21 protein-coding genes are annotated in these 21,724 nt (G+C 68.0%); 9 read left to right on the top strand and 12 right to left on the bottom strand.

What is annotated here, in order from left to right:
- Positions 1-463 precede the first annotated feature (463 nt).
- From pstS to pstB, 4 genes are all read left to right on the top strand, one after another.
- Positions 464-1,606, top strand: coding sequence for a phosphate ABC transporter substrate-binding protein PstS (pstS, locus tag AB0N06_RS29170; RefSeq protein ID WP_366137669.1), 1,143 nt, complete (start codon positions 464-466; stop codon positions 1,604-1,606).
- Positions 1,607-1,768: 162 nt separating this feature from the next.
- Complete coding sequence (gene pstC / locus AB0N06_RS29165; RefSeq protein WP_366137668.1) at positions 1,769-2,767, top strand: phosphate ABC transporter permease subunit PstC; 999 nt, start codon at positions 1,769-1,771, stop codon at positions 2,765-2,767.
- The gene (gene pstA / locus AB0N06_RS29160; RefSeq protein ID WP_366137667.1) at positions 2,764-3,849 is read left to right on the top strand and encodes a phosphate ABC transporter permease PstA; all 1,086 of its coding nucleotides are present in this window, start codon (positions 2,764-2,766) and stop codon (positions 3,847-3,849) included. Before pstC ends, pstA begins: the two co-directional genes overlap by 4 nt.
- Before the next feature lie 27 nt (positions 3,850-3,876).
- A complete protein-coding gene (gene pstB, locus AB0N06_RS29155) occupies positions 3,877-4,653 on the top strand; it encodes a phosphate ABC transporter ATP-binding protein PstB (protein ID WP_366137666.1) in 777 nt (258 codons plus the stop codon).
- Positions 4,654-4,774: 121 nt separating this feature from the next.
- On the opposite strand, the gene AB0N06_RS29150 is transcribed toward pstB, so the two are convergent.
- Positions 4,775-5,773 carry an inorganic phosphate transporter gene (locus AB0N06_RS29150; protein ID WP_366137665.1) on the bottom strand — a complete coding sequence of 333 codons (999 nt, stop codon included), beginning with the start codon at positions 5,771-5,773 and terminating at the stop codon, positions 4,775-4,777.
- A gap of 5 nt (positions 5,774-5,778) precedes the next feature.
- Positions 5,779-6,399 (bottom strand): DUF47 family protein, encoded by a 621-nt coding sequence (locus tag AB0N06_RS29145; protein ID WP_266983291.1) that lies wholly within the window; start codon positions 6,397-6,399, stop codon positions 5,779-5,781.
- Between the two features lie 200 nt (positions 6,400-6,599).
- Between AB0N06_RS29145 and AB0N06_RS29140 the strand changes: the two genes are divergently transcribed.
- On the top strand, positions 6,600-6,950 hold the full coding sequence (locus AB0N06_RS29140) for a metal-sensitive transcriptional regulator (RefSeq protein WP_366137664.1): 351 nt from the start codon (positions 6,600-6,602) through the stop codon (positions 6,948-6,950).
- A gap of 85 nt (positions 6,951-7,035) precedes the next feature.
- Here AB0N06_RS29140 and AB0N06_RS29135 read toward each other — a convergent pair whose 3' ends face one another.
- Positions 7,036-7,230, bottom strand: a complete 195-nt coding sequence (locus AB0N06_RS29135) for a hypothetical protein (RefSeq protein ID WP_366137663.1) — start codon at positions 7,228-7,230, stop codon at positions 7,036-7,038.
- Between the two features lie 117 nt (positions 7,231-7,347).
- Positions 7,348-8,256, bottom strand: a complete 909-nt coding sequence (locus AB0N06_RS29130) for a hypothetical protein (RefSeq protein ID WP_366137672.1) — start codon at positions 8,254-8,256, stop codon at positions 7,348-7,350.
- Between the two features lie 133 nt (positions 8,257-8,389).
- Between AB0N06_RS29130 and AB0N06_RS29125 the strand changes: the two genes are divergently transcribed.
- Together AB0N06_RS29125 and AB0N06_RS29120 are read left to right on the top strand one after the other, a co-directional pair.
- Positions 8,390-8,584, top strand: a complete 195-nt coding sequence (locus AB0N06_RS29125) for a hypothetical protein (protein ID WP_358861385.1) — start codon at positions 8,390-8,392, stop codon at positions 8,582-8,584.
- 76 nt (positions 8,585-8,660) lie between these two features.
- Positions 8,661-10,262: an FAD-binding oxidoreductase gene (locus AB0N06_RS29120; RefSeq protein WP_366137662.1), complete on the top strand. Its 1,602-nt coding sequence runs from the start codon at positions 8,661-8,663 to the stop codon at positions 10,260-10,262.
- A 53-nt stretch (positions 10,263-10,315) separates the two neighbouring features.
- Here AB0N06_RS29120 and AB0N06_RS29115 read toward each other — a convergent pair whose 3' ends face one another.
- From AB0N06_RS29115 to AB0N06_RS29080, 8 genes are all read right to left on the bottom strand, one after another.
- Positions 10,316-11,035, bottom strand: a complete 720-nt coding sequence (locus tag AB0N06_RS29115) for a phosphatase PAP2 family protein (protein ID WP_366137661.1) — start codon at positions 11,033-11,035, stop codon at positions 10,316-10,318.
- A 295-nt stretch (positions 11,036-11,330) separates the two neighbouring features.
- Positions 11,331-12,359, bottom strand: coding sequence for a bifunctional lytic transglycosylase/C40 family peptidase (locus AB0N06_RS29110; RefSeq protein WP_366137659.1), 1,029 nt, complete (start codon positions 12,357-12,359; stop codon positions 11,331-11,333).
- Positions 12,360-12,476: 117 nt separating this feature from the next.
- Positions 12,477-13,043 carry a hypothetical protein gene (locus AB0N06_RS29105; RefSeq protein ID WP_366137658.1) on the bottom strand — a complete coding sequence of 189 codons (567 nt, stop codon included), beginning with the start codon at positions 13,041-13,043 and terminating at the stop codon, positions 12,477-12,479.
- Positions 13,040-15,352 (bottom strand): alpha/beta hydrolase, encoded by a 2,313-nt coding sequence (locus AB0N06_RS29100; RefSeq protein WP_366137657.1) that lies wholly within the window; start codon positions 15,350-15,352, stop codon positions 13,040-13,042. The genes AB0N06_RS29105 and AB0N06_RS29100 overlap by 4 nt, the downstream gene beginning before the upstream one ends.
- A gap of 265 nt (positions 15,353-15,617) precedes the next feature.
- The gene (locus tag AB0N06_RS29095; RefSeq protein WP_366137655.1) at positions 15,618-16,073 is read right to left on the bottom strand and encodes a hypothetical protein; all 456 of its coding nucleotides are present in this window, start codon (positions 16,071-16,073) and stop codon (positions 15,618-15,620) included.
- Positions 16,074-16,156: 83 nt separating this feature from the next.
- Positions 16,157-17,956 carry an alpha/beta hydrolase gene (locus tag AB0N06_RS29090; RefSeq protein ID WP_366137654.1) on the bottom strand — a complete coding sequence of 600 codons (1,800 nt, stop codon included), beginning with the start codon at positions 17,954-17,956 and terminating at the stop codon, positions 16,157-16,159.
- Positions 17,953-18,357, bottom strand: coding sequence for a hypothetical protein (locus tag AB0N06_RS29085; protein ID WP_366137653.1), 405 nt, complete (start codon positions 18,355-18,357; stop codon positions 17,953-17,955). Before AB0N06_RS29085 ends, AB0N06_RS29090 begins: the two co-directional genes overlap by 4 nt.
- Positions 18,358-18,522: 165 nt before the next feature.
- On the bottom strand, positions 18,523-18,684 hold the full coding sequence (locus AB0N06_RS29080; protein ID WP_366137652.1) for a hypothetical protein: 162 nt from the start codon (positions 18,682-18,684) through the stop codon (positions 18,523-18,525).
- A gap of 185 nt (positions 18,685-18,869) precedes the next feature.
- On the opposite strand from AB0N06_RS29080, the gene AB0N06_RS29075 reads away from it, so the two are divergent.
- The gene (locus tag AB0N06_RS29075; RefSeq protein ID WP_366137651.1) at positions 18,870-19,889 is read left to right on the top strand and encodes a DUF1259 domain-containing protein; all 1,020 of its coding nucleotides are present in this window, start codon (positions 18,870-18,872) and stop codon (positions 19,887-19,889) included.
- Positions 19,890-20,166: 277 nt separating this feature from the next.
- Positions 20,167-21,372 carry a cytochrome P450 gene (locus tag AB0N06_RS29070; RefSeq protein ID WP_366137650.1) on the top strand — a complete coding sequence of 402 codons (1,206 nt, stop codon included), beginning with the start codon at positions 20,167-20,169 and terminating at the stop codon, positions 21,370-21,372.
- Positions 21,373-21,724: the final 352 nt, after the last annotated feature.

The raw sequence follows: 21,724 nt of genomic DNA, 5'->3' as shown, positions 1-21,724 counted from the left end.
GAGGGGCCCCGGACCACCACCCACCCGACAAGGCGACGGCACCACCAGGAACCAGACGCACACCCCAAGCCCGTCCGGCGCTTGAGGACGGAACCCCCCACCCCCGTGGGCCCGAACCCGCCGGACACGGCAAGCCCGCACACCCAAGCCCGTCCGGCACTTGAGGGCAGAACCCCCGCCCCGAGGGCTGGGTACCACCGAACCCCGCCCCGGAGGGGGCTGGGCACCGCACCACGCGACGCCCCGCCCCGCCCAGGGGCCAGGCGCCCCACGCCACCGCGGCGAGAACCAGGCCGCCCGCCACGGTTCACCTTCTGTTCACTCTCTCCCGTAAGCGGCTTCACCTGTTCTGCCTAATTTCAGCAGTGCACGGTGCGCGGCGAGACGCCGCACCACCCATGACCTCGCACGCCGTCGTAGAACGAACAAGACCTCGGCGGCTCCTGGAAGGAAAAACCCGAAAGTGAAGCTTCAGCGCAAGAACCGGCTTCGTGCCACCGCGCTCGGTGCCCTCGCCGTCTCCAGCGCCCTGGTCCTCACGGCGTGCGGTTCGGACAACAACAGCGGCGGCAGCAGCAGCACGGGCGGCAGCGGCGAGAAGACGAGCGCCGCGTCGAACATCAAGTGCGACGGCGCCAAGGGCCAGCTCCTCGCCTCCGGCTCCAGCGCGCAGAAGAACGCCATGGACCTCTGGGTCAAGGACTACATGGCCGGTTGCAAGGGCGTCGAGGTCAACTACAAGTCGTCGTCCTCCGGTGAGGGCATCATCGCCTTCAACCAGGGCACGGTCGGCTTCGCCGGCTCCGACTCGGCGCTGAAGCCCGAAGAGGTCGCGGACTCGAAGAAGGTCTGCAAGACCGGCCAGGGCATCAACCTCCCGATGGTCGGCGGCCCCATCGCGATCGGCTTCCACCTCGAGGGTGTCGACAGCCTGACGCTGGACGCCCCCACGCTCGCCAAGATCTTCGACAGCAAGATCAAGAAGTGGAACGACCCGGCGATCGCCAAGCTCAACAAGGGCGCGAAGCTTCCGGACAAGGCGATCCAGGCCTTCCACCGCTCCGAGGACTCCGGCACCACGCAGAACCTCGGCAAGTACCTCGCCGCCACCGCGCCGAACGACTGGAAGTACGAGCCCGAGAAGAAGTGGCCGGCCCCCGGTGGCCAGGCCGCGTCCCAGTCCTCCGGTGTCGCCGCCCAGGTGAAGCAGGTCGACGGCTCGATCGGTTACTTCGAGCTCTCGTACGCCTCGTCGCAGTCCATCTCCACGGTCGACATCAACACCGGTGGCTCCGCTCCGGTCAAGGCCACCTCGGAGAACGCCTCCAAGGCCATCGCCGCCGCCAAGATCAAGGGCACCGGCAAGGACCTGGCGCTCGACCTCGACTACACCACCAAGGCCGAGGGTGCGTACCCGATCGTCCTGGTGACCTACGAGGTCGCCTGCGACTCGGGCAACAAGCCCGAGACGCTCCCCACGGTCAAGTCCTTCCTGAACTACACCGCCAGTGACCAGGGTCAGAAGCTCCTCACCGACGCCGGTTACGCGCCGATCCCGACCGAGATCAATGCCAAGGTCCGCGAGACCATCGCGTCCCTCTCGTAATCAGAAGCAACACCCGTAACACCAGCTGAAACCCAGCTCCACCAGCAACACCCGACAGGCCGGCCCGGTGCACCCCTCCGGACCGGCCCGTCGGCACCACCCCCCATCCGGTGCACCGCCGCCAGGGGAGCACATCGCTCCCCCACACAGACCGGAAAGACCATGGCTTCCACCACACCTATAGACACGCCACCGGTGCCCCCGGTGCAACGCAAGCGCGCCAGGCCCAAGGCCTCCGGACGCGCGGGCGACAAAATCTTCCTGGGCCTCTCGCGGGGCGCAGGCATTCTGCTGCTCGTGATCATGGCGTCGATCGCCGTGTTCCTCACGTACCGCGCGACCCTCGCCATCTCCAAGGACGAGGGCAACTTCTTCACCACGCTGGACTGGAACCCGGTCGGCGACAAGCCGGTCTTCGGTATCGCGGTCCTGCTCTTCGGCACGATCGTCAGCTCGATCATCGCGATGGCCATCGCGGTTCCGATCGCTGTCGGTATCGCCCTCTTCATCTCGCACTACGCGCCGCGCAAGCTGGCCGCACCCCTCGCGTACGTCGTCGATCTGCTCGCGGCAGTGCCGAGCATCGTGTACGGCATCTGGGGCGCACTCTTCCTGGTCCCGTACCTGGAGGGGCTGAACCTCTGGCTCGACCAGTTCTTCGGCTGGACGTACGTCCTGGACAAGACCGAGGTCGGCGTCGCCCGCTCGCTCTTCACCGTCGGCATCCTGCTCGCGATCATGATTCTGCCGATCGTCACGAGCGTCAGCCGCGAGGTCTTCCTCCAGGTCCCGAAGATGAACGAGGAAGCCGCCCTCGCCCTCGGCGCCACCCGCTGGGAAGTCATCCGCCTCTCGGTGCTGCCCTTCGGCCGCTCCGGCGTGATCTCCGCGTCGATGCTGGGCCTGGGCCGCGCACTCGGCGAGACGATGGCCGTCGCCACGGTCCTGTCGCCGAGCTTCGTCATCTCCGCGCATGTGCTCAACCCCGGCGGCGGAACGTTCGCCCAGAACATCGCCGCGAAGTTCGACGAGGCCGACCAGTTCGGGCGCGACGCCCTGATCGCCTCCGGCCTCGTCCTCTTCATCCTCACCCTGCTGGTCAACGGCGCGGCCCGGCTCATCATCGCCCGCCGCAAGGAGTACTCGGGGGCCAACGCATGAGCCAGGCAGCCAACACCGGCATACAGGAACGCCCCACCCCCACGGCGGCCGCGTCCAGAAACAGCCTCAGCAGCCGGGCGCTCCCCCGCTGGGCCCCGGCCGCCTTCGCGGGCGCCGCGCTCGTGCTCGGCGTCGGCATCGGCGCGGCGGCGGGCTGGCAGAGCCACATCCAGTGGGGCCTGTTCTCCGCAGTGCTCTTCGTCGTCATCTCGTACGTCACGACGTCGGTCGTCGAGAACCAGCGCCAGGCCAAGGACCGGCTCGCCACCAGCATCGTCTGGGTGTGCTTCCTCCTCGCCGTCGTGCCGCTGGCCTCGCTGATCTGGATCACGGTCAGCCGCGGCGCCAAGGTCTTGGACGTCTACTTCCTCACCCACTCCATGGCGGGTGTGCTCGGCATGGAGCCGGGCGGCGGTGTCTACCACGCGCTGATCGGCACCCTGGAGCAGGTCGGACTCGCCACCTTGATCTCCGCCCCGATCGGCCTGCTGACCGCCGTCTATCTGGTGGAGTACGGCAGGGGCGCGCTGGCCAAGGTCGTGACGTTCTTCGTCGACGTGATGACCGGTATCCCGTCCATCGTCGCCGGTCTCTTCATCCTGTCGATCATGCTGATGGCGAAGCTCCAGCCGTCCGGCCTGATGGGTTCGCTGGCGCTCACGATCCTGATGATCCCGGTCGTGGTCCGCTCCACCGAGGAGATGCTCAAGCTCGTCCCGAACGAGCTCCGCGAGGCATCACTCGCGCTCGGCATCCCGAAGTGGCGCACCATCCTGAAGGTGGTTCTGCCCACCGCGATCGGCGGTATCACCACGGGTGTGATGCTCGCGATCGCCCGGATCGCCGGCGAGACCGCGCCGATCATGCTGCTGGTCTTCGGCAGCCAGCTGATCAACTCCAACCCCTTCCAAGGCGCACAGTCGTCGCTCCCCTTCTACATCTGGGAGCAGTTCAAGATCGGCAGCGAGCCGTCGTACGACCGTGCCTGGGCCGCCGCTCTGGTCCTGATCGCCTTCGTCATGATCCTCAACCTGGTGGCCCGCGGTATCGCCCGCTGGAAGGCCCCGAAGACCGGCCGCTGACGCGGCACGAAAGAAGCAGTGATTCAGATGGCCAAGCGCATCGACGTCAGCGGCCTGTCCGCCTATTACGGCTCCCACCTCGCCATCGAGGACATCTCGATGACCGTGGAGCCCCGCTCCGTGACCGCCTTCATCGGCCCGTCCGGCTGTGGCAAGTCCACCTTCCTGCGCACCCTGAACCGGATGCACGAGGTCACCCCCGGTGGCCGCGTCGAGGGCAAGGTCCTGCTGGACGACGAGAACCTGTACGGGTCCAACGTCGACCCGGTCACCGTGCGCCGCACGGTCGGCATGGTCTTCCAGCGGCCGAACCCCTTCCCGACCATGTCGATCTTCGACAATGTCGCGGCGGGCCTGAAGCTGAACGGTTCGTACAAGAAGAACCGGCTGGCGGACGTCGTCGAGAAGTCCCTCCGCGGCGCCAACCTCTGGAACGAGGTCAAGGACCGCCTGAACAAGCCCGGCTCCGGCCTCTCCGGCGGTCAGCAGCAGCGCCTGTGCATCGCCCGCGCGATCGCGGTCGAGCCGGATGTGCTGCTGATGGACGAACCGTGCTCCGCCCTGGACCCGATCTCCACCCTCGCCATCGAGGACCTGATCGGCGAGCTGAAGGAACGCTTCACGATCGTCATCGTGACGCACAACATGCAGCAGGCGGCCCGCGTCTCGGACCGCACGGCGTTCTTCAACCTCGCGGCGGTCGGCAAGCCCGGCAAGCTCGTCGAGATAGACGAGACGGAGCGGATCTTCTCCAACCCGTCGGTCCAGGCGACGGAGGACTACATCTCCGGCCGTTTTGGGTGACCAAGGACAGCCTTTGGGGTGCTGCATGGCGGTGCCACCCTTAAGGCAAAGGGTCCGCCCCCGCTCCTCACAAGGGAGCGGGGGCGGACCCCTTTCACTTCAAGCCCGTGGGGGGCGTCACTCACCCGAACAGCAGAACGACGACCCCGTAACTCGCGGCAGCGACCAGGGCCGCGGCCGGCATCGTGATGAACCACCCGAGGATGATGTTCTTCGCGACCCCCCACCGCACCGCGTTGACCCGCTTCGTGGCCCCCACACCCATGATCGCCGAGGTGATCACATGCGTCGTGGAGATGGGCGCGTGGAACAGGTAGGCCGAGCCGAACATGATCGACGCCCCGGTCGTCTCCGCGGCGAATCCCTGCGGCGGGTCCAGCTCGATGATCTTCCGGCCGAGCGTCCGCATGATCCGCCAGCCACCCGCGTACGTACCCAGCGAGAGCATCAGCGCGCAGACGATCTTCACCCAGACCGGAATCGGGGCGCTCGGGCTCTCGACGTCGGCGATGACCAGCGCCATCACCACGATGCCCATCGTCTTCTGCGCGTCCTGCAGACCGTGCCCGAGCGCCATGCCTGCCGCCGAGACCGTCTGCGCTATGCGGAATCCGCGCTTGGCCTTGTGCGGGTTGGTCTTCCGGAACAGCCACATGATCGTGACCATCACCAGATAGCCCACGACCAGACCGACGATCGGCGAGACGAACATCGGGATGACGATCTTGTCGAGCACCCCGTTCCAGTGCACCAGCGTTCCGCCGGCCAGCGCCGCTCCGACCATGCCGCCGAACAGTGCGTGCGAGGAGGACGAGGGCAGACCGAAATACCAGGTGACAAGGTTCCAGATGATCGCGCCGACCAGGGCGGCGAAGAGGATTCCCATCCCCTTCTGCCCCTCGGGCGTCGCGATCAGGCCCTCACTGACGGTCTTGGCGACTCCCTGTCCCAGGAAGGCACCGGCGAGGTTCATCACCGCGGCCATCGCCAGGGCCGCCCGCGGGGTCAGCGCCCGGGTGGAGACCGAGGTGGCGATGGCGTTCGCCGAGTCGTGGAAGCCGTTCGTGTAGGTGAAGCCGAGCGCGACACCGATGGTCACGATCAGCGCAAAGGTGTCCACGTGGTTCAGGACTCCTTGACCGCGATGGTCTCCACCGTGTTGGCGACGTGCTCGAACGCATCGGCCGCCTCTTCCAGCACATCCACGATCTGCTTGAGCTTCAGCACCTCAATGGCGTCGTACTTGCCGTTGAAGAGATGGGCGAGCAGCTTGCGGTGGATCTGGTCGGCCTGGTTCTCCAGGCGGTTGACCTCGATCCAGTACTCGGTGAGGTTGTCCATCGTGCGCAGGTTGGGCATCGCCTCGGCGGTCAACTCGGCCGCCCGCGCCAGCACCTCGATCTGCTGCTCGACACCCTTGGGGAGTTCTTCGATCTGGTACAGCACGACCAGGTCGACGGCCTCCTCCATGAAGTCCATGATGTCGTCGAGCGACGATGCGAGGTTGTAAATGTCCTCGCGGTCGAACGGCGTGATGAAAGAGGAGTTCAACTGGTGGAAGATCGCGTGGGTGGCATCGTCCCCTGCGTGCTCCGCTGCCCGCATACGCTCCGCGATCTCGACTCGGGAGGCAGAGTCCGCCCCGAGCAGTTCCATGAGGAGTTTCGAGCCCGTGACGATGTTGTCCGCGGATGCGGAGAACATGTCGTAGAAGCTCGTCTCCCTGGGGGTCAGACGAAAGCGCACGTGGGGTCCTCGGGATGCTTTGGTTTCGGTCAGGCTGATGCTAGGTGCATCATCCGGCCATGGCTAACGGGCATTCTTCAGTGTCGCGCATCGGGCAGGGTGATCAGCACGGGCCCCCGGTCACGGTTCAGCCGAATTCGTTAGGATATACCCACCCGGGGTATATAAAGCGCAGGGCAAAGGGAAAACGGGAGGCAGCAATGACCACCACAGAGGCGACGGAACCCGCCGAGGAAACGGCGGAGATCCTCACCGACCACGACCGCGGCATACACGGCTACCACCACCAGAAGGCCGACCACGTCAAGCGGCTGCGCCGGATCGAGGGCCAGATTCGTGGTCTGCAGCGGATGGTCGACGAGGACGTCTACTGCATCGACATACTCACGCAGGTCTCGGCGTCCACCAAGGCTCTCCAGTCGTTCGCGCTCCAGCTCCTCGAGGAGCATCTGCGCCACTGCGTCGCCGACGCGGCGGTCAAGGGCGGCGAGGAGATCGACGCGAAGGTCGAGGAAGCCACGAAGGCCATCGCCCGTCTGCTCCGCACCTGAGGCAGCACCGCGGGAGGTCGCACGGCGTGCGGTCGCACTTCGTGGGGCACCGTCCGAGGCGCCGCCTGACGTGCGCTTCTGTCCGTCATCCCCGGTGGTCACTCTGCCGGGGGACGGCGGTGTGTTCGATGCCCGCCCCGACGTTGAGCACCTCGTCGATACGGTCCGCACTGAGCCGTTCCCCGATCGCGGCCGATGCCGCGATCATCAGCTCACCGCACAGCTCGATCTCGGCGAGGGCCACATGGTCCTGAACGGTCCGAGTGCTGAGCGTCACCACGTACGTCACCTCTCACTGCCGTCGCCGACCTCCTAGCGTAGGGAGCGGACCACGCGCCGCGCATGGCACGGACGGACCATTTCGGCCCCGCAGGATGCCTACGCGCCCGGCCGGCCGCTACCGCCGCCCCTGCTCGATCCGCCCGGTGTAGATGTCGCGATCGTCCGGAAGCTGCACATCCACAGGCGCCCCGAACCCGAAAAGCAGCGTCGTCGACACCACCTGCACCGCCGGTCCCTGGTTGGCGAAACTGAACCGGTGCCGCACCTTCCGCAGCCGCCCCGCCTCGTCCAGATACGCGTCGAACGGCACCGCGTCCGTGCGGAACCCTTTCGCCGCCGCGGCCAGTGCGCCTCGCGATCGCGGCGAGGCGGCCCGCGCCGCGCGTCCGAGGTCCGCGGTCCCCCGGTAGTGCCGGACCATGACCCCCGCGAGCTCACTCTCCCCCACATACGTCACCTTGTCCGCCCCGCGCAGCAGTTCGGCGGCCGCCATGGGATCGGTGACCCCGCCCGTGACGAGATTGCCGTCCTCCAGGGCCGTCGTATCGACCCTGACCCACTTGCCGGCGGGAACTCCGGCACCACGGTTCTTCATGTAGAGCGCACCGGGGGCGAGGAGTTCGGTGATGGGGCGGTGTTCGTACTCGCCCGCGGCGTCCTTCGGCAGCACCACGGTGAGCCGGCCGAGCTGCCTGCGGAAGTCGTACGTCCCCCGGCCGGTGATCGTCACCCGCGTCCCGCCTGCCGCGGTCTCCATCGACGTACGCACCTCGGCGCTCCCGGCGACGTCCCGGCTCCCCGGCCGGTTCCCGCCCCCTGTCCCGGCGAGCACCGCGGCCGCCCGGTGGATCACATCGAGGGAATCGCCCCCACCCCGCTCGTCCACCACGCTCCGGCCGCCGGCGTCGGTCCCGCCCCGGCCACCGCTGTCCGAGCATCCGGCGGCCGCCGCCATCACGCCCACCACGGCGAGGGCGCAGACAGCGCGCGCCCCGCTTCCGGACCTGTGCTGCTGCACCACCATCGCCTGCCAACCCTCAACGACGTACCGCTTGCCCGAGCCCCCCACCCGCCCCGCATAACGACCACCCGTGTCCGCCGTCACGCCGTCCTCATGGGCCCCACGGACGGGTGCCCGTCCCCAGTACCGTGGACGCGTGTACGACCAACACACCGCGGAGGTCACGCCGACCGCTCCCGCCACCCCGCCGACGCCCCCCGCCCACGAGCCCTTCACCATCGAACGCGGCTCGTTCTGCATCGCCCGCTGCGGATGCGGGTGGACCGGCCCGGCCCGTCGCTCCCGCGACCGCGCCCGCACCGACGCCGAGCAACACCGCACCGCCCGCTGATCACGGATCACCGACAACCGCTCCACCCGACGGTCGCCCGACCGATCGACCCGCGAGGCCACGACCCGGAGGTCCGATGAACCTGCCGAACCGCCGCACCCTGCTCACCGCGGGCGCGGCAACAGCCCTGGCCGGCGCCACCGCCACCGCCTGCAGAGGCACCGGCACGGGTTCCTCGGCCGCCCCCGCGGCCGCCACCGCGGCCACCACCACCCGCACGTCGCCCGCATCAGCCGGCTCACCGTCCGCCACAACCGGCAAGGCGAACTGGCACGCCCTGGCCAGGAGCCTCGACGGCACCCTCGTGCGCCCCGAGGACGCGGCGTACCGGACGGCCCGTCAGCTCTACAACACCCGTTTCGACGGCCAGAAACCGGCAGCCGTCGCGTACGTCCGGCACGAGGCGGACATCCGTGAGTGCCTGGCCTTCGCCCGCCGCAGCTCCACCCCCGTCTCGATCCGCAGTGGCGGCCACTCCTACGCGGGCTGGTCGAGCGGCAACGGGCGCCTGGTCATTGACGTCTCGTCACTCTCCCGGGTCGACCGGGACGGCACCGTCGGCGCGGGCGCCAAACTCATCGACGTCTACCGGGGGCTTGCCCGGCACGGGCTGACGGTCCCCGGAGGCTCCTGCCCCACGGTCGGCATCTCCGGTCTCACGCTCGGCGGCGGTCACGGCGTCGCGTCCCGCGCGTACGGCCTGACCTGCGACAGCCTCACCGCGGCAACGCTCGTCACCGCTGACGGCAAGACAGTGACCGCCGACGCCAAGCACCACCCCGACCTCTTCTGGGCGCTGCGCGGCGCGGGCAACGGCAATTTCGGCGTGGTCACCGAGCTGACGTTCCGCACCCGCCCGGCCCCGCAGACCGTCACCGCGTACATGTCGTGGCCGTGGTCGCGCGCCCGGTCCGTCATCGCCGCCTGGCAGGAGTGGGGCCCGGGCCAGCCGGACGAGATCTGGTCCTCCGTACATCTCGCCGCTGGACCGGGCGGCGGCAACCCGACCGTGTCGGTCGCCGCGTTCAGCCTGGGGACCTACGGCGACCTCCAGAACGCCGTCGACCGTCTCGCCGACCGGATCGGCGCATCGGCGTCCTCGGTGTCGCTGCGCCGCCGCAGCTATGAGGAGGCGATGCTGGTGTACGCGGGCTGCTCCGGCCTCAGCGCCGCGCAGTGCCGGCTGCCGGGTACGACACCCGGCCGTACCTCGCAGGGCGCGCTCCAGCGCGAGACCTACGCCGCCGCGTCCGACTTCTTCGACCACTCCCTGTCCCCGACGGGCATACGGGCCCTGCTCGACCGGACCGAGGCGTTCACCCGGATCAGCGTGACCCCGAGCGGTGGCGGCGGATCGATCGCGCTCACCGCGCTCGGCGGGGCGATCAACCGGGTCGACCCGCGGGCGACGGCGTTCGTCCACCGCCGCTCACGGATGCTCGCCCAGTACATCGCCGCCTGGCGACCCGGCACGGCGGGCACGGCCCAGCAGGACTGGCTGAAAAACACCCACGGCGCGCTGCGGCGGTACGCGTCCGGGGCGGCGTACCAGAACTACACGGACCCGACGCTGACCAACTGGCGGCAGGCGTACTACGGAACGGCGGCCGACCGGCTCACCCGGGTGAAGAAGCAGTACGACCCCGAGCGCCTCTTCACTTTCCCGCAGGCGCTGTAACGCAGAACCGGGGGGCGCGAACGCCCCCCGGTTCTCCCTCGGCCACACCGCCTTCAGGCGGCCAGACCCTTCTCGCCACCGCCGCCCGACCGCGGGCGCGGCTCGGGGATCCCGAGCGGGCGCCCCTCGGCCACGGCCGGCACGGGCCGCCGCGACCGCACGAGCCATCCCACCCGCTCCGACCGCGAGACGGCCGCGACGACCGGCGTCAGCAGCGCCATCGCGAGCGGGGCGAGCAGCAGCGCGGCAGCCGTGCCGAGCGCGAATCCGCCGATGACGTCGGTCGGGTAGTGAACCCCCATGTAGATCCGGCAGAACCCTTCCGCCAGCGCGAGGGCGATCGCGACGAGCCCGAATTTCCGGTTGGCCACGAACAGCCCGACGCCGAGGGCCATCGCCATCGTGGCGTGGTCGCTCACGAACGAGAAGTCGTTCTTCCCCGACACCAGGACATCCAGGCCCTGGTGATCGCGGAACGGGCGCGGCCGCTCCACGAAGCCCCGGATCGGAATGTTGACGAGCAGCGCGATCCCGGCGGCGAGCGGTGCCCAGACGATCCCGGCGACCGCGGTCACCGAGTCCTCGGCCGTGCCGCGCCGGCGGACGCTCCACCAGCACCACAGGACCACGAGGACCATGCCGAGCATGATCCCGTACTCGCCGACGAACTCCATGACCCGGTCGAACCAGGTCGGAGCGGACTTCGCGAGCCCATTGATGTCGTAGAGCAGGCTGACGTCGGGGTTCGACGCATCCAGTGCGAGTCCAGCCATCCGCTGCAGCCCCTTGCCTTGTCTGCTGCCGCGGCGCACACCCGTGTGCACCGCATTTGACGAACCCCCGTTTCGGTTCGACCACTACTTCGATCACTGCTGCGTGACGTACGCGACTGTGCCGGTCAGCGCCGCATGGTCAGTGCGCATGCTGTCCCAGTCCAGGGAACGACGCTCTCCGCGTGTACGTTCCACTCTCCACCGAATGATCACCATGACGTTATCGAAGAGAGACTCGTCGTCGCAGCTCAGGGCCCAGGCTTCACAGACAGTTCCGGCCACGGCCGACTCCCCGTCACCCTGTCGGCTGGGCGGTCGGGAGTGCCGCGGCGCCGTCCTTCGTCACACGTGTCGCACCGAAGTAGTCGGGCGTGTCGATCTTGTCGAAGCGGATCACGGCCCCGGTGTACGGCGCGTTGATCATGTACCCACCGCCGACGTACAGCCCGACGTGGTGGATTGCCCGGGAGTTGGTCAGGTCGTCCGAGAAGAAGACCAGGTCACCGGGGAGCAGCTCGTCCCGAGAAGGGTGCGGCCCGGCGTTGTACTGGTCGTTCGCCACCCGCGGCAGCTCGATGTCCACGGTCCGGTACGCGGCCTGCGTCAGCCCGGAGCAGTCGAACCGTCCGCCCTGCTCAGGCGTCCCGTTCCCGCCCCACAGGTACTTCGTGCCGAGCTTCTTCTGTGCGAAGTAGATCGCCCCGGCCGCCTGCCGCGAGGGTTCGACCCGCCCGACCGGCCGGGCGAAGCTCTTCTCCAGCGAACGGATGATCTTGACGTAGTTCTGCGTCTCCGCGATCTTCGGTACGCCGCCCGACCTGATGACCCGGTACGCACCGGCGTTGTAGGCGGCCAGCATGTTGTCCGTCTGATCCCCCGGCACCTTCTTGACATACCCGGCGAGTTCACAGTCGTAGCTAGCAGCGGAGGGGATGGCATCGGCCGGATCCCATACGTCGCGGTCCCCGTCCCCGTCCCCGTCGATCCCGTGCCCGGACCAGGTCCCGGGGATGAACTGCGCGATGCCCTGCGCGGCGGCCTTGCTCTGGGCCCGCGGGTTCCACCCACTCTCCTGGTACAGCTGCGCGGCGAGAAGCGCGGGGTTGATGGCCGAGCAGAGGTTGCCCCACTTCTGCACGAGCGGCTGGAACTTCGCCGGCACGGCCCCCTTCGCCAGCCCGACGGCCCCGTTGCTGCCGGCGCTGCCGAGGCCGGCGGCAGCGGAGTACGTGCCGACGACGAGCAGGGCCACGAAGCTCATGGCGACCCCGATGCCGATCCCACCGACCACCCAGAATTTCCGCACCCCCCAACCATCCCCCATCGGGGGCGGGTTCAAGGCCGGTTTCGCGGGTGTGTGCGAGTTGTTCGGAGCACAGGCAGGCTCACCGGGGTCACCGGCCGGAGCGGCCGAGCGCGGATTCCCGTTGCTGACGCATCATCAGGATGCCTCGGCGGACCAGTAGTCGGAGTGCACGTTGGGACGGGGCAGGGGGTAGACGCCCTCGTACGCCGGACCGTTCGGCTTGGACGTGGAATCGGCGACCTTCGACTCCTTCACACAAGGACTGTCCGCCTCGAAGAACGCCTGCCCCTTTCCGCGGAAGCTGACACTGATACCGAACCCGGCGTCCGTCTGGGCATAGACGGCCGGGAACTCCGTGTCCTTGTTGATCGCCTTGATCCGGTAATCGCTCTTCCGCCAGAACGCCTTCACCTGATCCAGGAACTCCGCCCGGCGCGACGCCGACACGATGGTCATCACGGTGCGCCTGCGGGTCACATCGCACGACCCCGCAGTCGTCGGCCCGTGCGCCCACTGCACCTCGGGATCGATGGCGTTCAGCACCGCGTCCAGCATGCTGTCGGACCGCTCGGCGGCCTGCTGCATGTCCATGCGCCCCTTCTTCCCTCCGCCGTCCCCTTGTACCTGGTGTTCGCTCCCGCACGCGGACAGGGTGAAGCCGAGGGCCAGGGCCACCGCAACGATCTGGATCCGTCGCTTCATCGCTGTGCCTCCATCTTGAGCCTGTCGGCGTGTCCCGACACGATCAGAGCGATGCTGTCCGCCGAGACGGCGTCCCTCACCGGATCGAAGTAGAGAGAGTGGGCATCAAAGCTCAGGCCGGAGCCGCTGACCACCGGTGGTCCGTCGCCCACGGGGAAGCGCCTGGCGCCGAATGCCTTGCTCGCCGGGTCCTTGCCGAACCAGAGATCGTCGTCCCCCGGGTCGGCCAGGTCCCCGGCGAAGTATGCACCAGCAGGACCGAACGCCAGCATCCCCAGCGTGCCCACGGCAACCTGCAGCTTGGACGGGAGCTTGGTCACCGGGTCGTTCGCCGCGGCGCCGACGAAGACGTGTCCGGCACCGACCCCGAGATCCACGGCCTGATCCACACCCACCCCCGGGCTGCCGACCAGAATGATGTCGTCGACCCCCGGGATTCCGCCGACATGCTGCGCAGCTGCTCCCACGGTCCGCGAACCGTACGAGTGCCCGATGGCCGTCAGATGCGGATCCTTGTTCTGGTTGGTGGCGACCAGCCCGCTCATGAAGTCGTTGTACGCCGCGCCGCCCTTCTCCGCCCGCCCCGTGCCCATGACCGCCAGGCTGCTCAGCCCGTCCGGCGTCTGCGGCGCGTCGTAGCCGAGCCAGACAATCGCCGCACTGGACTGCTCGTACCCCTGGGCACCGATCGCCGTGTCGCGAGCCCGCTTGAGATCGTTCTTCGCGAATTCCTCGTCCAGAGAAGTGTTCAGCCCGGGCACATACGCCGACACGTTCTTCGACGTGTCCGGATTCCCGAACGAGACGATCGCCCGGCCGTTTCCCTCGTCCGATATGCCGAGCAGGTACATCGGCGGCTGCTTGCCGTTCTCCTTCAACTGCCGCTCGATCTCCCGCAGTCCGGCGAGCTGCTTCTGCGACTTCGCGTCATTCTGCCCCGACAGCTTTCCGATCAGCTGAGTCAGGTTCTTCCGGTTGGCCGCGTCCCTGGTCGCCGCCGGGATCCCGTCGAGGTTACCGATTTGATCCGGGGAAAGCGCGAGGTACTGGTCGCGCTGCTCCTGCGTGAGCCCGTCCCACCACGCCTTGCGCCCGGCAGCGGTGCCGTTGCGCGGGATGCGGGCGTTCAGATAGTCGCGCTGGTCCGCCTGCACGGCCGCCCCGACACGGGAGCCGGAACCGGGCAGCCCGGCACCGACGCCACCGACCCCGGTGGCCCCCTTGATCAGCTCCCCCGCCGCACCGGCGCGGTCGCCCTGGGACCACTTGTCGCTCGCGCTCTGCGCGTACTGGGCGACCTGGTTGCCGAGGTTCTTGCCGTTCGTGACGGGGTGCAGGACAGCGTTCGCGGCACCGCTGACATCGCCCCAGAGGCCGTCGCCGACGAGCCCGGTGAAGAAGCCGCCGTCCGATGCGTGACCGGCGGCGCCCGACCCGCCGCCTCCCTTGGCGGTCTGGGTGGCGCTGCCGCCGTCTCCGCCGGAAGCGGTGGACCCGCCCGAGGCATCCGTGCCACCCGAGTCCGAACCACCCGACGCCGCTGAACCGCCGGAGCCCGATCCACCGGAGTCCGATCCACCGGATGCTGCGGAGCCTCCCGAGTCCGTCCCCCCGGATGCGCCCGACCCGCCGGACGAGGAAGTCCCTCCGGCGACGGTCGACCCTCCGGAGTCCACACCCCCGGACTCCGTACCGCCACCGCCAGAGGCACCACCACCGCCATCGGTGCCATGGCCGGCGACCACGCCACTGCCCGCCGCCGGACAGGCACTACCGGTCAGCTGGCAGATCGCACTCCGGATCTCACCGGTCAACTGCCCGCCGATCTGCGTCGCCATGAGCGCACCGACAAGGGCCACGACCACCAGGACCGCGCCGAGGTACTCCATCGCGGTCTGGCCACGGTCACGACGGGCCCTGATCACCCGCGTGAGAACGAACGGCCTCTGCGCAGCGCGCTGTTCAGGATCCAGATCGAACCACGCGCGTAGATTCCGACGAAAAAGCAGGCCAACGACGACAATCGGCACCACCAGTTGGGGCACACCCTGCGCGCTGCCGTCCCCGCTCAACGTCGCCAGCGCACCGAGCACGAGCCAGACATGGACGGCGAGAAGTCCACGCCTGATCCACACGCCGCCGGTCCGGACGTAGAGCGACAGCACGAATCCGGCTGTACCCGGTAACACCGCGTACAGCAGCATGCCCAGCAGCCGGCCGTCCACCGCATCGACCGAGGACGCCACCGACAGCACGTCGATCGCGCCCACGACTGTGACCACGAAGAGCACCCGGACGAGGATCAGCACTGCTTGCAACGGCCCCGGAAGCGGCGGCCTGGGCGGTCGGTCCCTCACAGCACCTGCGTCAGCACCACCCGGAACCGCTAACCCTCGTATGCCAGACACGGCAAGTCCCCTACCTTGTGAGTGGGTGCAGTGAGCAGTGACAGAACCGCCACTCCACGTATGCGACCACACGAACACCGGACGAGGCATGGGCCCCAGGACCCAATGCGGGACTCAAAGTGCTTGATACATCTGGAGGTTCAGGTCAGCTTGTCCTGATGTGGCGTCACGTTGCCCCGACGGACCAGAAGTCGGAGTGCACGTTGGGGCGGGGGATGAGTTCCACACCCGCATAGCTGCGCCCGTTCGGCGGAGTTGAGGACTCGGTAACGTCAGACTTTTTCACGCACGGACTGTCGACCTCGAAAAACACCTGACCTTCACCCCCGACGATCAGAGTCACCCCAAAGCCGTCCTCCGTCTGCGCAAAGATCGCCGGGACATCCACGTCGTTGTTGATCGCCTTGATCTTGTAGCCGCTCTTCTGCCAGGAGCGCTCCACTACGCCCAGAAAGCTGCCACGGCGCTCAGTCGAAATAATGGTCATTACGGTGCGCCTCCGAGTTACATCACAGCTGCCCGTGGTCGTCGGACCATGCGTCCACTGAACCTCCGGTTCGACCTCCTTCATGACAGCATCGAGGATGCCATCAGCGCGCTCCGCTGCCCCTTGCATATCCATACCTCCCCCCTTCCTCGCATTCACACAGCCGGACATTGCCATGCACATCAGCAGTGCTGCAGATGTGAGTCGAGCTCGAAAACTCATCGATACTGCTCCGTCTTTAGTTTGCTGGAACGCCCAGCAGAGATAAGAGCAATATTGTTTGCCGACACCGCATCTCTTTCCGGGTCGAAGTACTGAGAGTGCGCATCGATCGAGAACCCTTTTCCGCTGATCAAGTCCGGACCCTCATTCACGGGAAACCGCCTTGCACCAAATGCTTCGCTCGCCGGGTCCTTGCCGAACCAGAGGTCGTCATCTCCCGGATCGGCGAGGTCACCGGCCACGTAGGCAGCGGCCGGCCCTCCAGCGATCAATCCCACAATGCCGACAACTGCTTGCCGCTTGGAGGGGAGCTTGGTCACCACATCATTCTCAGCCGCACCGACAAACACATGATCCTTCCCAACCCCGAGATCCTCAGCGCGATTCACGCCAACCCCGGGACTGCCAACGAGCACGATGTCGTCCACGCCGGGAATCCCACCACCCTGCTGAGTGGCAGCACCGACAGTGCGCGAACCGTACGAATGCCCGATAGCCGTCAAGTGTGGGGCCTCGTTCTCGTTCGTAGCCAACAGGCCCCCCATGAAGCCATTGAATGCTCTCCCACCCTTCTCGGCCCTTTCATTGCCGGCTACCGCCAAACTCGATAGCCCATCTGGCGTCTGCGGTGCATCGTAACCAAGCCAGACAATCGCGGCACTGGAATGATCGAGATACCGCGCCCCAATGGCTGTGTCACGGGCACGCTTGAGATCCCCTTCTGCGAAATCTTTGTCCAGCGACGTGTTCAGCCCTGGCACGTATGTGGCCACATTTCTTGCCGTATCCGGGTTCCCGAAAGAGACAATCGCCCGCCCATTGCTCTCGTCGCCGATTCCAAGCAGATACATTGGTGGCTCACCGGGTTTCGGTAGCAGATGCAACTGCCGGTCGATCTCCCGCAACCCCGCCAACTGCATCTCCGCCTTGTCCCCCTCCTGCCCTTCCAGCTTTCCGATGAGCAGCTGCAGGTTGTCCCGGTTGGCGGCGTCCCGTACGACCGCCGGGATGCCGTCCAGGTTGCCGATCTGGTCCGGGTACACCGCGAGGTACTCCTCCCGCTGTTTCTGCGTCAACCCGGCCCACCACGCCTTGCGTTCGGCCGGACTCGCGTCGTGCGGGATGGCTTCGTTCAGATAGGCGCCCGCAGCGTTCCGTACCGCTGCCGCGTCCGTCGCCGCGTCCGTCCAGGTCGAGTCGGGGACCTTCAGGCCCTCCTCTGCCTTCAACTTCCGCAGGATCCGCGTGTACCGCCAGTCGATGTCGGCGACTGTCCGCACAGCCTTGACCACCCGGTCGGCGATGTCCTGCGCCTTGGCCACGTTCGGGTTGGGGGCGACGAGACCCAAGGGCGGCAGCAGCCCCGGTACCCCTCCCCCGGTCGCCGTCCCGCCCGGCATCGGCTTGCCGTCGATCAGCCCCTCGCCGGCCTCCGGGTAAGTCACCGACCCGTCCGGGTGCACGGTGAACTTCAGGACTTCCGCGTCGTCCAGCGCTTCCTGCAACGCCCTTTGCTGGCGCCTGATTTCGTGGGCCATGCTGTTCAGCGTGGTGCGGAGCAGACCGCACTCCGTGTACACGTACTGGAAGTTCCGGCTGAGTTGTCGCAGCCGACCCACGGCCGCGTCGGCCGCCTCGCCCTGCTGCGTCCCGCGCAACTCGTTCAGCAGCTGCTTGTCGACGCGGTCCCGGCCGGCGTCGGCCAGGTTGCTGGCCCGGCCCCAACCGTCGGCCGCGCCTTCCAGTCCGGCACAGTTCACGTCGCGCAGTTGGGCCCATGTGATCTTCGAGGTCATTGCCCACCGGTCCTCGACGCGACCGCTGCGAAGGACGACTTCACGGTCTCGTCCGTGACGTTCTGGACCCGTGCGACGGCGCGGAGCTTCCCGGCGAGGCTCCCGCACTCGCAGCGCGCGGCTTCGATCCGCCGCTGCCACGACTCGCGTACGGCGCCGAGTTCGGCCAGCGCCTCCAGCCCGACGGTCCCCGTCACGACCCCTTCGTGCGCGCTCTCCAGCTCGGCCTTCACGGGCCCCAGCAGCGTGTGCAGCGACTCGGCTCCCCCGGCGGCCCGCAACCAGGGGCCGTCGCTGTGCTTCAGCTGATCCCTGCCACCACCACCCGCACCGTCACCAGCCCCGCCCGCCCCGCCCAGATCGCTCAGCCCCTGCCGGCCCACCACGGCCACGCCGCTCACCCCGCTCCTTGATCGTGGAGCGGCACTGTCCCAAAGACGGCGCACCCGACATGCCATGCCCGTCGGCCCTCGGGGCGGGCGTGCGACCCTGAATTGCAAGGCCGAACGCCCGCCCCGCCCCCAGCGGGATTTCACCCGATCGGTTGACCGCGGGAGGGCGTGCGCTCAGGCGTTGCCGACCAGGCAGTTGTGGTATTCGGCGACCAGCCGGCCCTCCCCCGCCCCCTGGCCGGCCGCCCTCGCCAAGATCCATGTGGCGAGTACGAAGCGGTCGGCGGGAACCGCGGACTCGCCCGCCAGCAGAATTCCGCTGCGGCTGATCACCACGACGCGATCCTCGAGATGCCGCCGTTCCTCACCTGATACGTCGGGCGCGAGCCGCAACGACGCCGGCTCGATCCCCGTTGGCCGAAGCGTGCACCACACGCTTGGTCCATCCAGACCCGCCTCATGACGAAGCATCCGCTTTCTTATCATTTTGCATGGTTTCATCTCGCCATGGAGGCGATCAGATGATGGCTGAAGATCGACAGCAGGACACGCACACACAGGTGACCACGTCGCGGCGGCGCGTGCTGGCCGCAGCGGCGCTGGCACCGATGCTGGCGGGAGTCGGAGCAGGGGCCTCCGCCGCTGGACCCGTGCCGACCGGAATGACCGGGATGCCCGGGCACCGGCGTCACCGGCGGGTCAAGCCGGTGCCCACCACCGAGGCGGACTGGGCCGACGTCGCACATGCGCTGGGGCGCCCTGGCAACATGCTGCGGGGAACGACCTACCACACCCCCTTCCCCCGCAGGGACCTTCGCGTGGTCTCCGACGGCATCGCCATCACACCGGAGCTCGCGATGGGCACCCACGTGGCCTTCGTCCGTTACGCCGACGGCAGCACGATGTGCATGGGCGATGTAGCAGTCACCGAGAAGGAACTGCAGAAGGTGATCGACGCCTTTCAGGCACACGGGATCGCGCAGACCGCGCTCCACAAGCATCTGCTCGCCCAGTCACCCGACATCTGGTGGACCCACGTCCACGGGCACGGCCACGACGCAGTGGCCCTGGCGCGCGGCCTGCGCGCGGGATTCGACCTCACCGGGACCCCGCCGGCCGTACCGACCGGCCCGCCGGTCCGCAGCGACCTGGACATCGCCGGAATCGAAGCTGCGCTGGGCGCCAAGGGTTCCCCCGACGGCCTGGTCTACAAGGTCGTCTTCGCCCGTCGGGAAAGGATCTGCGACGGCCATCTGGTACTGCCTCCCGGTCTGGGATCGACCAGCGCGTTCACCTTCCAGCCGCTGGGTCGCGGCCGGGCCGCACTCAGCGGCGACTGCGTCATGCTCGCCGAGGAGGTCCAGAACGTACTGGGGGCACTGCGGCGCGGCGGGATCAAGCTCGTCGAGGTGCACAACCACCACCTGACGGATCACCCTCGCCTGTTCTTCACCCATTTCTGGGCCGTGGGCAACGCCGTCAAGCTCGCCAGAGCGCTGCGCCCCGCGGTAGATGCCACCAACGTCGTGCCGGCCGGCTGAGAAAGACGGGGCGGAAAGCGGGTTGCCCTCGGGTACCCGCTCACCGGCCCCTGGGCGTCCTCGGCGCCGACCGAGCACGTTCCGCAGGCGTGCGTACGCGGCACCGGCATACCCCGCACCTTCCGCGGCCAGAGCCTTCCGCACCACCGGGATGGTCACTTCCAATGGACCAATTGCCCCGGAGCGGTGCGTGCCTCGGAAGACGATCGGGTACTGATGACCTGTTCATCCCAGTAAGTACCGAATCACCCGTCAGATCCGATATCTGGAGCTCCGTATGGAACCAGTCTCCACCCCGCGGAACTGCCCGTTCGACTATGCCGAGGCCCTCGAATTCGATCCGCTGCTCAAGCAGCTGCAGAACGACGGACCCGTTACCCGCATCCGGCTGCCCCACGGCGACGGGGAAGCATGGCTCGTCACCGGCTACGACGACGTACGCACGGTGACCACCGACCGGCGATTCAGCCGCAGCGCCATCATCGGCCGGAACTTCCCGCGGATGACCCCTGAACCCATCGTTCAGGACGAGGCGATCAATGTGATGGACCCGCCGGCCAGCAGCCGCCTGCGCAGCCTGATCTCCAAGGGTTTCGCGCCGCGCCAGATGGAACGCATGCGGGTCCGTACCCAGCATGTCGTGGATGAGCTGCTGGACCGGATGGAGGAGCACGGTTCCCCCGCCGACCTCTTCGCGCACCTCGCGGACCCCCTGCCCCTGACCACCATCTGCGAGGTCCTCGACATCCCCAAGGGCGACCAGGCGCAACTGCGCGCCCACGCGCGGACCATGATGGACGTCAGCATCGACAACCGGGAGAACGCGGTCCTCGCCAAGGCCGATCTTCGCGCCTACTTCGCGGAGCTGACGGCGCACCGGCGCGAGAACCCGGGCGACGACCTGATCAGCGCGCTGGCTGCCGCCCGCGACGGGGACGAGCTCCTCAATGATCAAGAACTGACCGTCATGGCCATGGTCCTGCTCATCACCGGCCAGGACACCACCACATACGAGATCGGGAACATCGCATACACCCTGCTCACGCATCCCAAAGAGCTGGCCATGGTGCGCGCCCGCCCCGAGATGCTCCCGCAGGCCCTCGAGGAACTGCTGCGCTTCATCCCCTTCCGCAAGGGCGTCGGCATTCCCCGCGTCGCCACCGAGGACGTGGAACTGAGTGGCGTGAAGATCCGAGCGGGAGACATCGTGCACGTCTCCTACCTGACGGCCAACCGGGACGGCCGGAAGTTCGACCGGCCTGACGAGCTGGACCTGGAACGCACCGGTCCGTCCCACATGACCTTCGGCTGGGGTGGCCACCACTGTCTCGGTGCCCCGCTCGCCACCACGGAGCTCCAGGTCGCATTCGGAACCCTTCTGGAACGCTTCCCCAACCTTCGGCTGGCAAAGCCGGCCGAAGAAGTGGCCTGGAACAAGACATCGATCTGGCGTTATCCAGTCGCACTGCCCGTCGCCTGGTGACGTCGATACCCCAGCAAGGCATCAGGCTCTTCGTGCAACCGCAGCACGCGATCCGGGCCGCCGATGAGGTGACGCCCATGGAGACCCACCACGCTGCGGCCCGGGTCCGGCCATGGCGCAGGAGCGCCCGGACTGCGGCGCGCAGCCCGGGCGCCGCCGAGCAGGTGAATCGATGCCCGGCGGCTGGGCGGCCCCCGTGCCCGGCTTCGTGGCTCGTACCGTGCGACGGAGCCGGGGCGGCCCGCTCCGACCGGTGATCACCGGTCCGCGGGGTGGGTGATCCCCCGACAGCGGCGCGTCTCCCGCCGTGGGGCGGCCCCTCGGCGGGCCGGTCGGGTCCGCGCGGGCAGTA

It is taken from the genome of Streptomyces sp. NPDC051020, from assembly GCF_040683105.1.
Classification (GTDB): Bacteria; Actinomycetota; Actinomycetes; order Streptomycetales; family Streptomycetaceae; genus Streptomyces.
This window is presented reverse-complemented; position numbering and strand designations above follow the sequence as displayed.

Excerpts from the sequence above, each read along its gene's own strand:
- pstC (WP_366137668.1), top strand. The coding sequence starts at position 1,769 with ATGGCTTCCACCACACCTATAGACACGCCACCGGTGCCCCCGGTGCAA.
- pstA (WP_366137667.1), top strand. The coding sequence starts at position 2,764 with ATGAGCCAGGCAGCCAACACCGGCATACAGGAACGCCCCACCCCCACG.
- pstB (WP_366137666.1), top strand. The coding sequence starts at position 3,877 with ATGGCCAAGCGCATCGACGTCAGCGGCCTGTCCGCCTATTACGGCTCC.
- AB0N06_RS29140 (WP_366137664.1), top strand. The coding sequence starts at position 6,600 with ATGACCACCACAGAGGCGACGGAACCCGCCGAGGAAACGGCGGAGATC.
- AB0N06_RS29130 (WP_366137672.1), bottom strand. The coding sequence starts at position 8,256 with ATGGTGGTGCAGCAGCACAGGTCCGGAAGCGGGGCGCGCGCTGTCTGC.
- AB0N06_RS29120 (WP_366137662.1), top strand. The coding sequence starts at position 8,661 with ATGAACCTGCCGAACCGCCGCACCCTGCTCACCGCGGGCGCGGCAACA.
- AB0N06_RS29115 (WP_366137661.1), bottom strand. The coding sequence starts at position 11,035 with ATGGCTGGACTCGCACTGGATGCGTCGAACCCCGACGTCAGCCTGCTC.
- AB0N06_RS29110 (WP_366137659.1), bottom strand. The coding sequence starts at position 12,359 with ATGGGGGATGGTTGGGGGGTGCGGAAATTCTGGGTGGTCGGTGGGATC.
- AB0N06_RS29105 (WP_366137658.1), bottom strand. The coding sequence starts at position 13,043 with ATGAAGCGACGGATCCAGATCGTTGCGGTGGCCCTGGCCCTCGGCTTC.
- AB0N06_RS29095 (WP_366137655.1), bottom strand. The coding sequence starts at position 16,073 with ATGGATATGCAAGGGGCAGCGGAGCGCGCTGATGGCATCCTCGATGCT.
- AB0N06_RS29090 (WP_366137654.1), bottom strand. The coding sequence starts at position 17,956 with ATGACCTCGAAGATCACATGGGCCCAACTGCGCGACGTGAACTGTGCC.
- AB0N06_RS29075 (WP_366137651.1), top strand. The coding sequence starts at position 18,870 with ATGATGGCTGAAGATCGACAGCAGGACACGCACACACAGGTGACCACG.
- AB0N06_RS29070 (WP_366137650.1), top strand. The coding sequence starts at position 20,167 with ATGGAACCAGTCTCCACCCCGCGGAACTGCCCGTTCGACTATGCCGAG.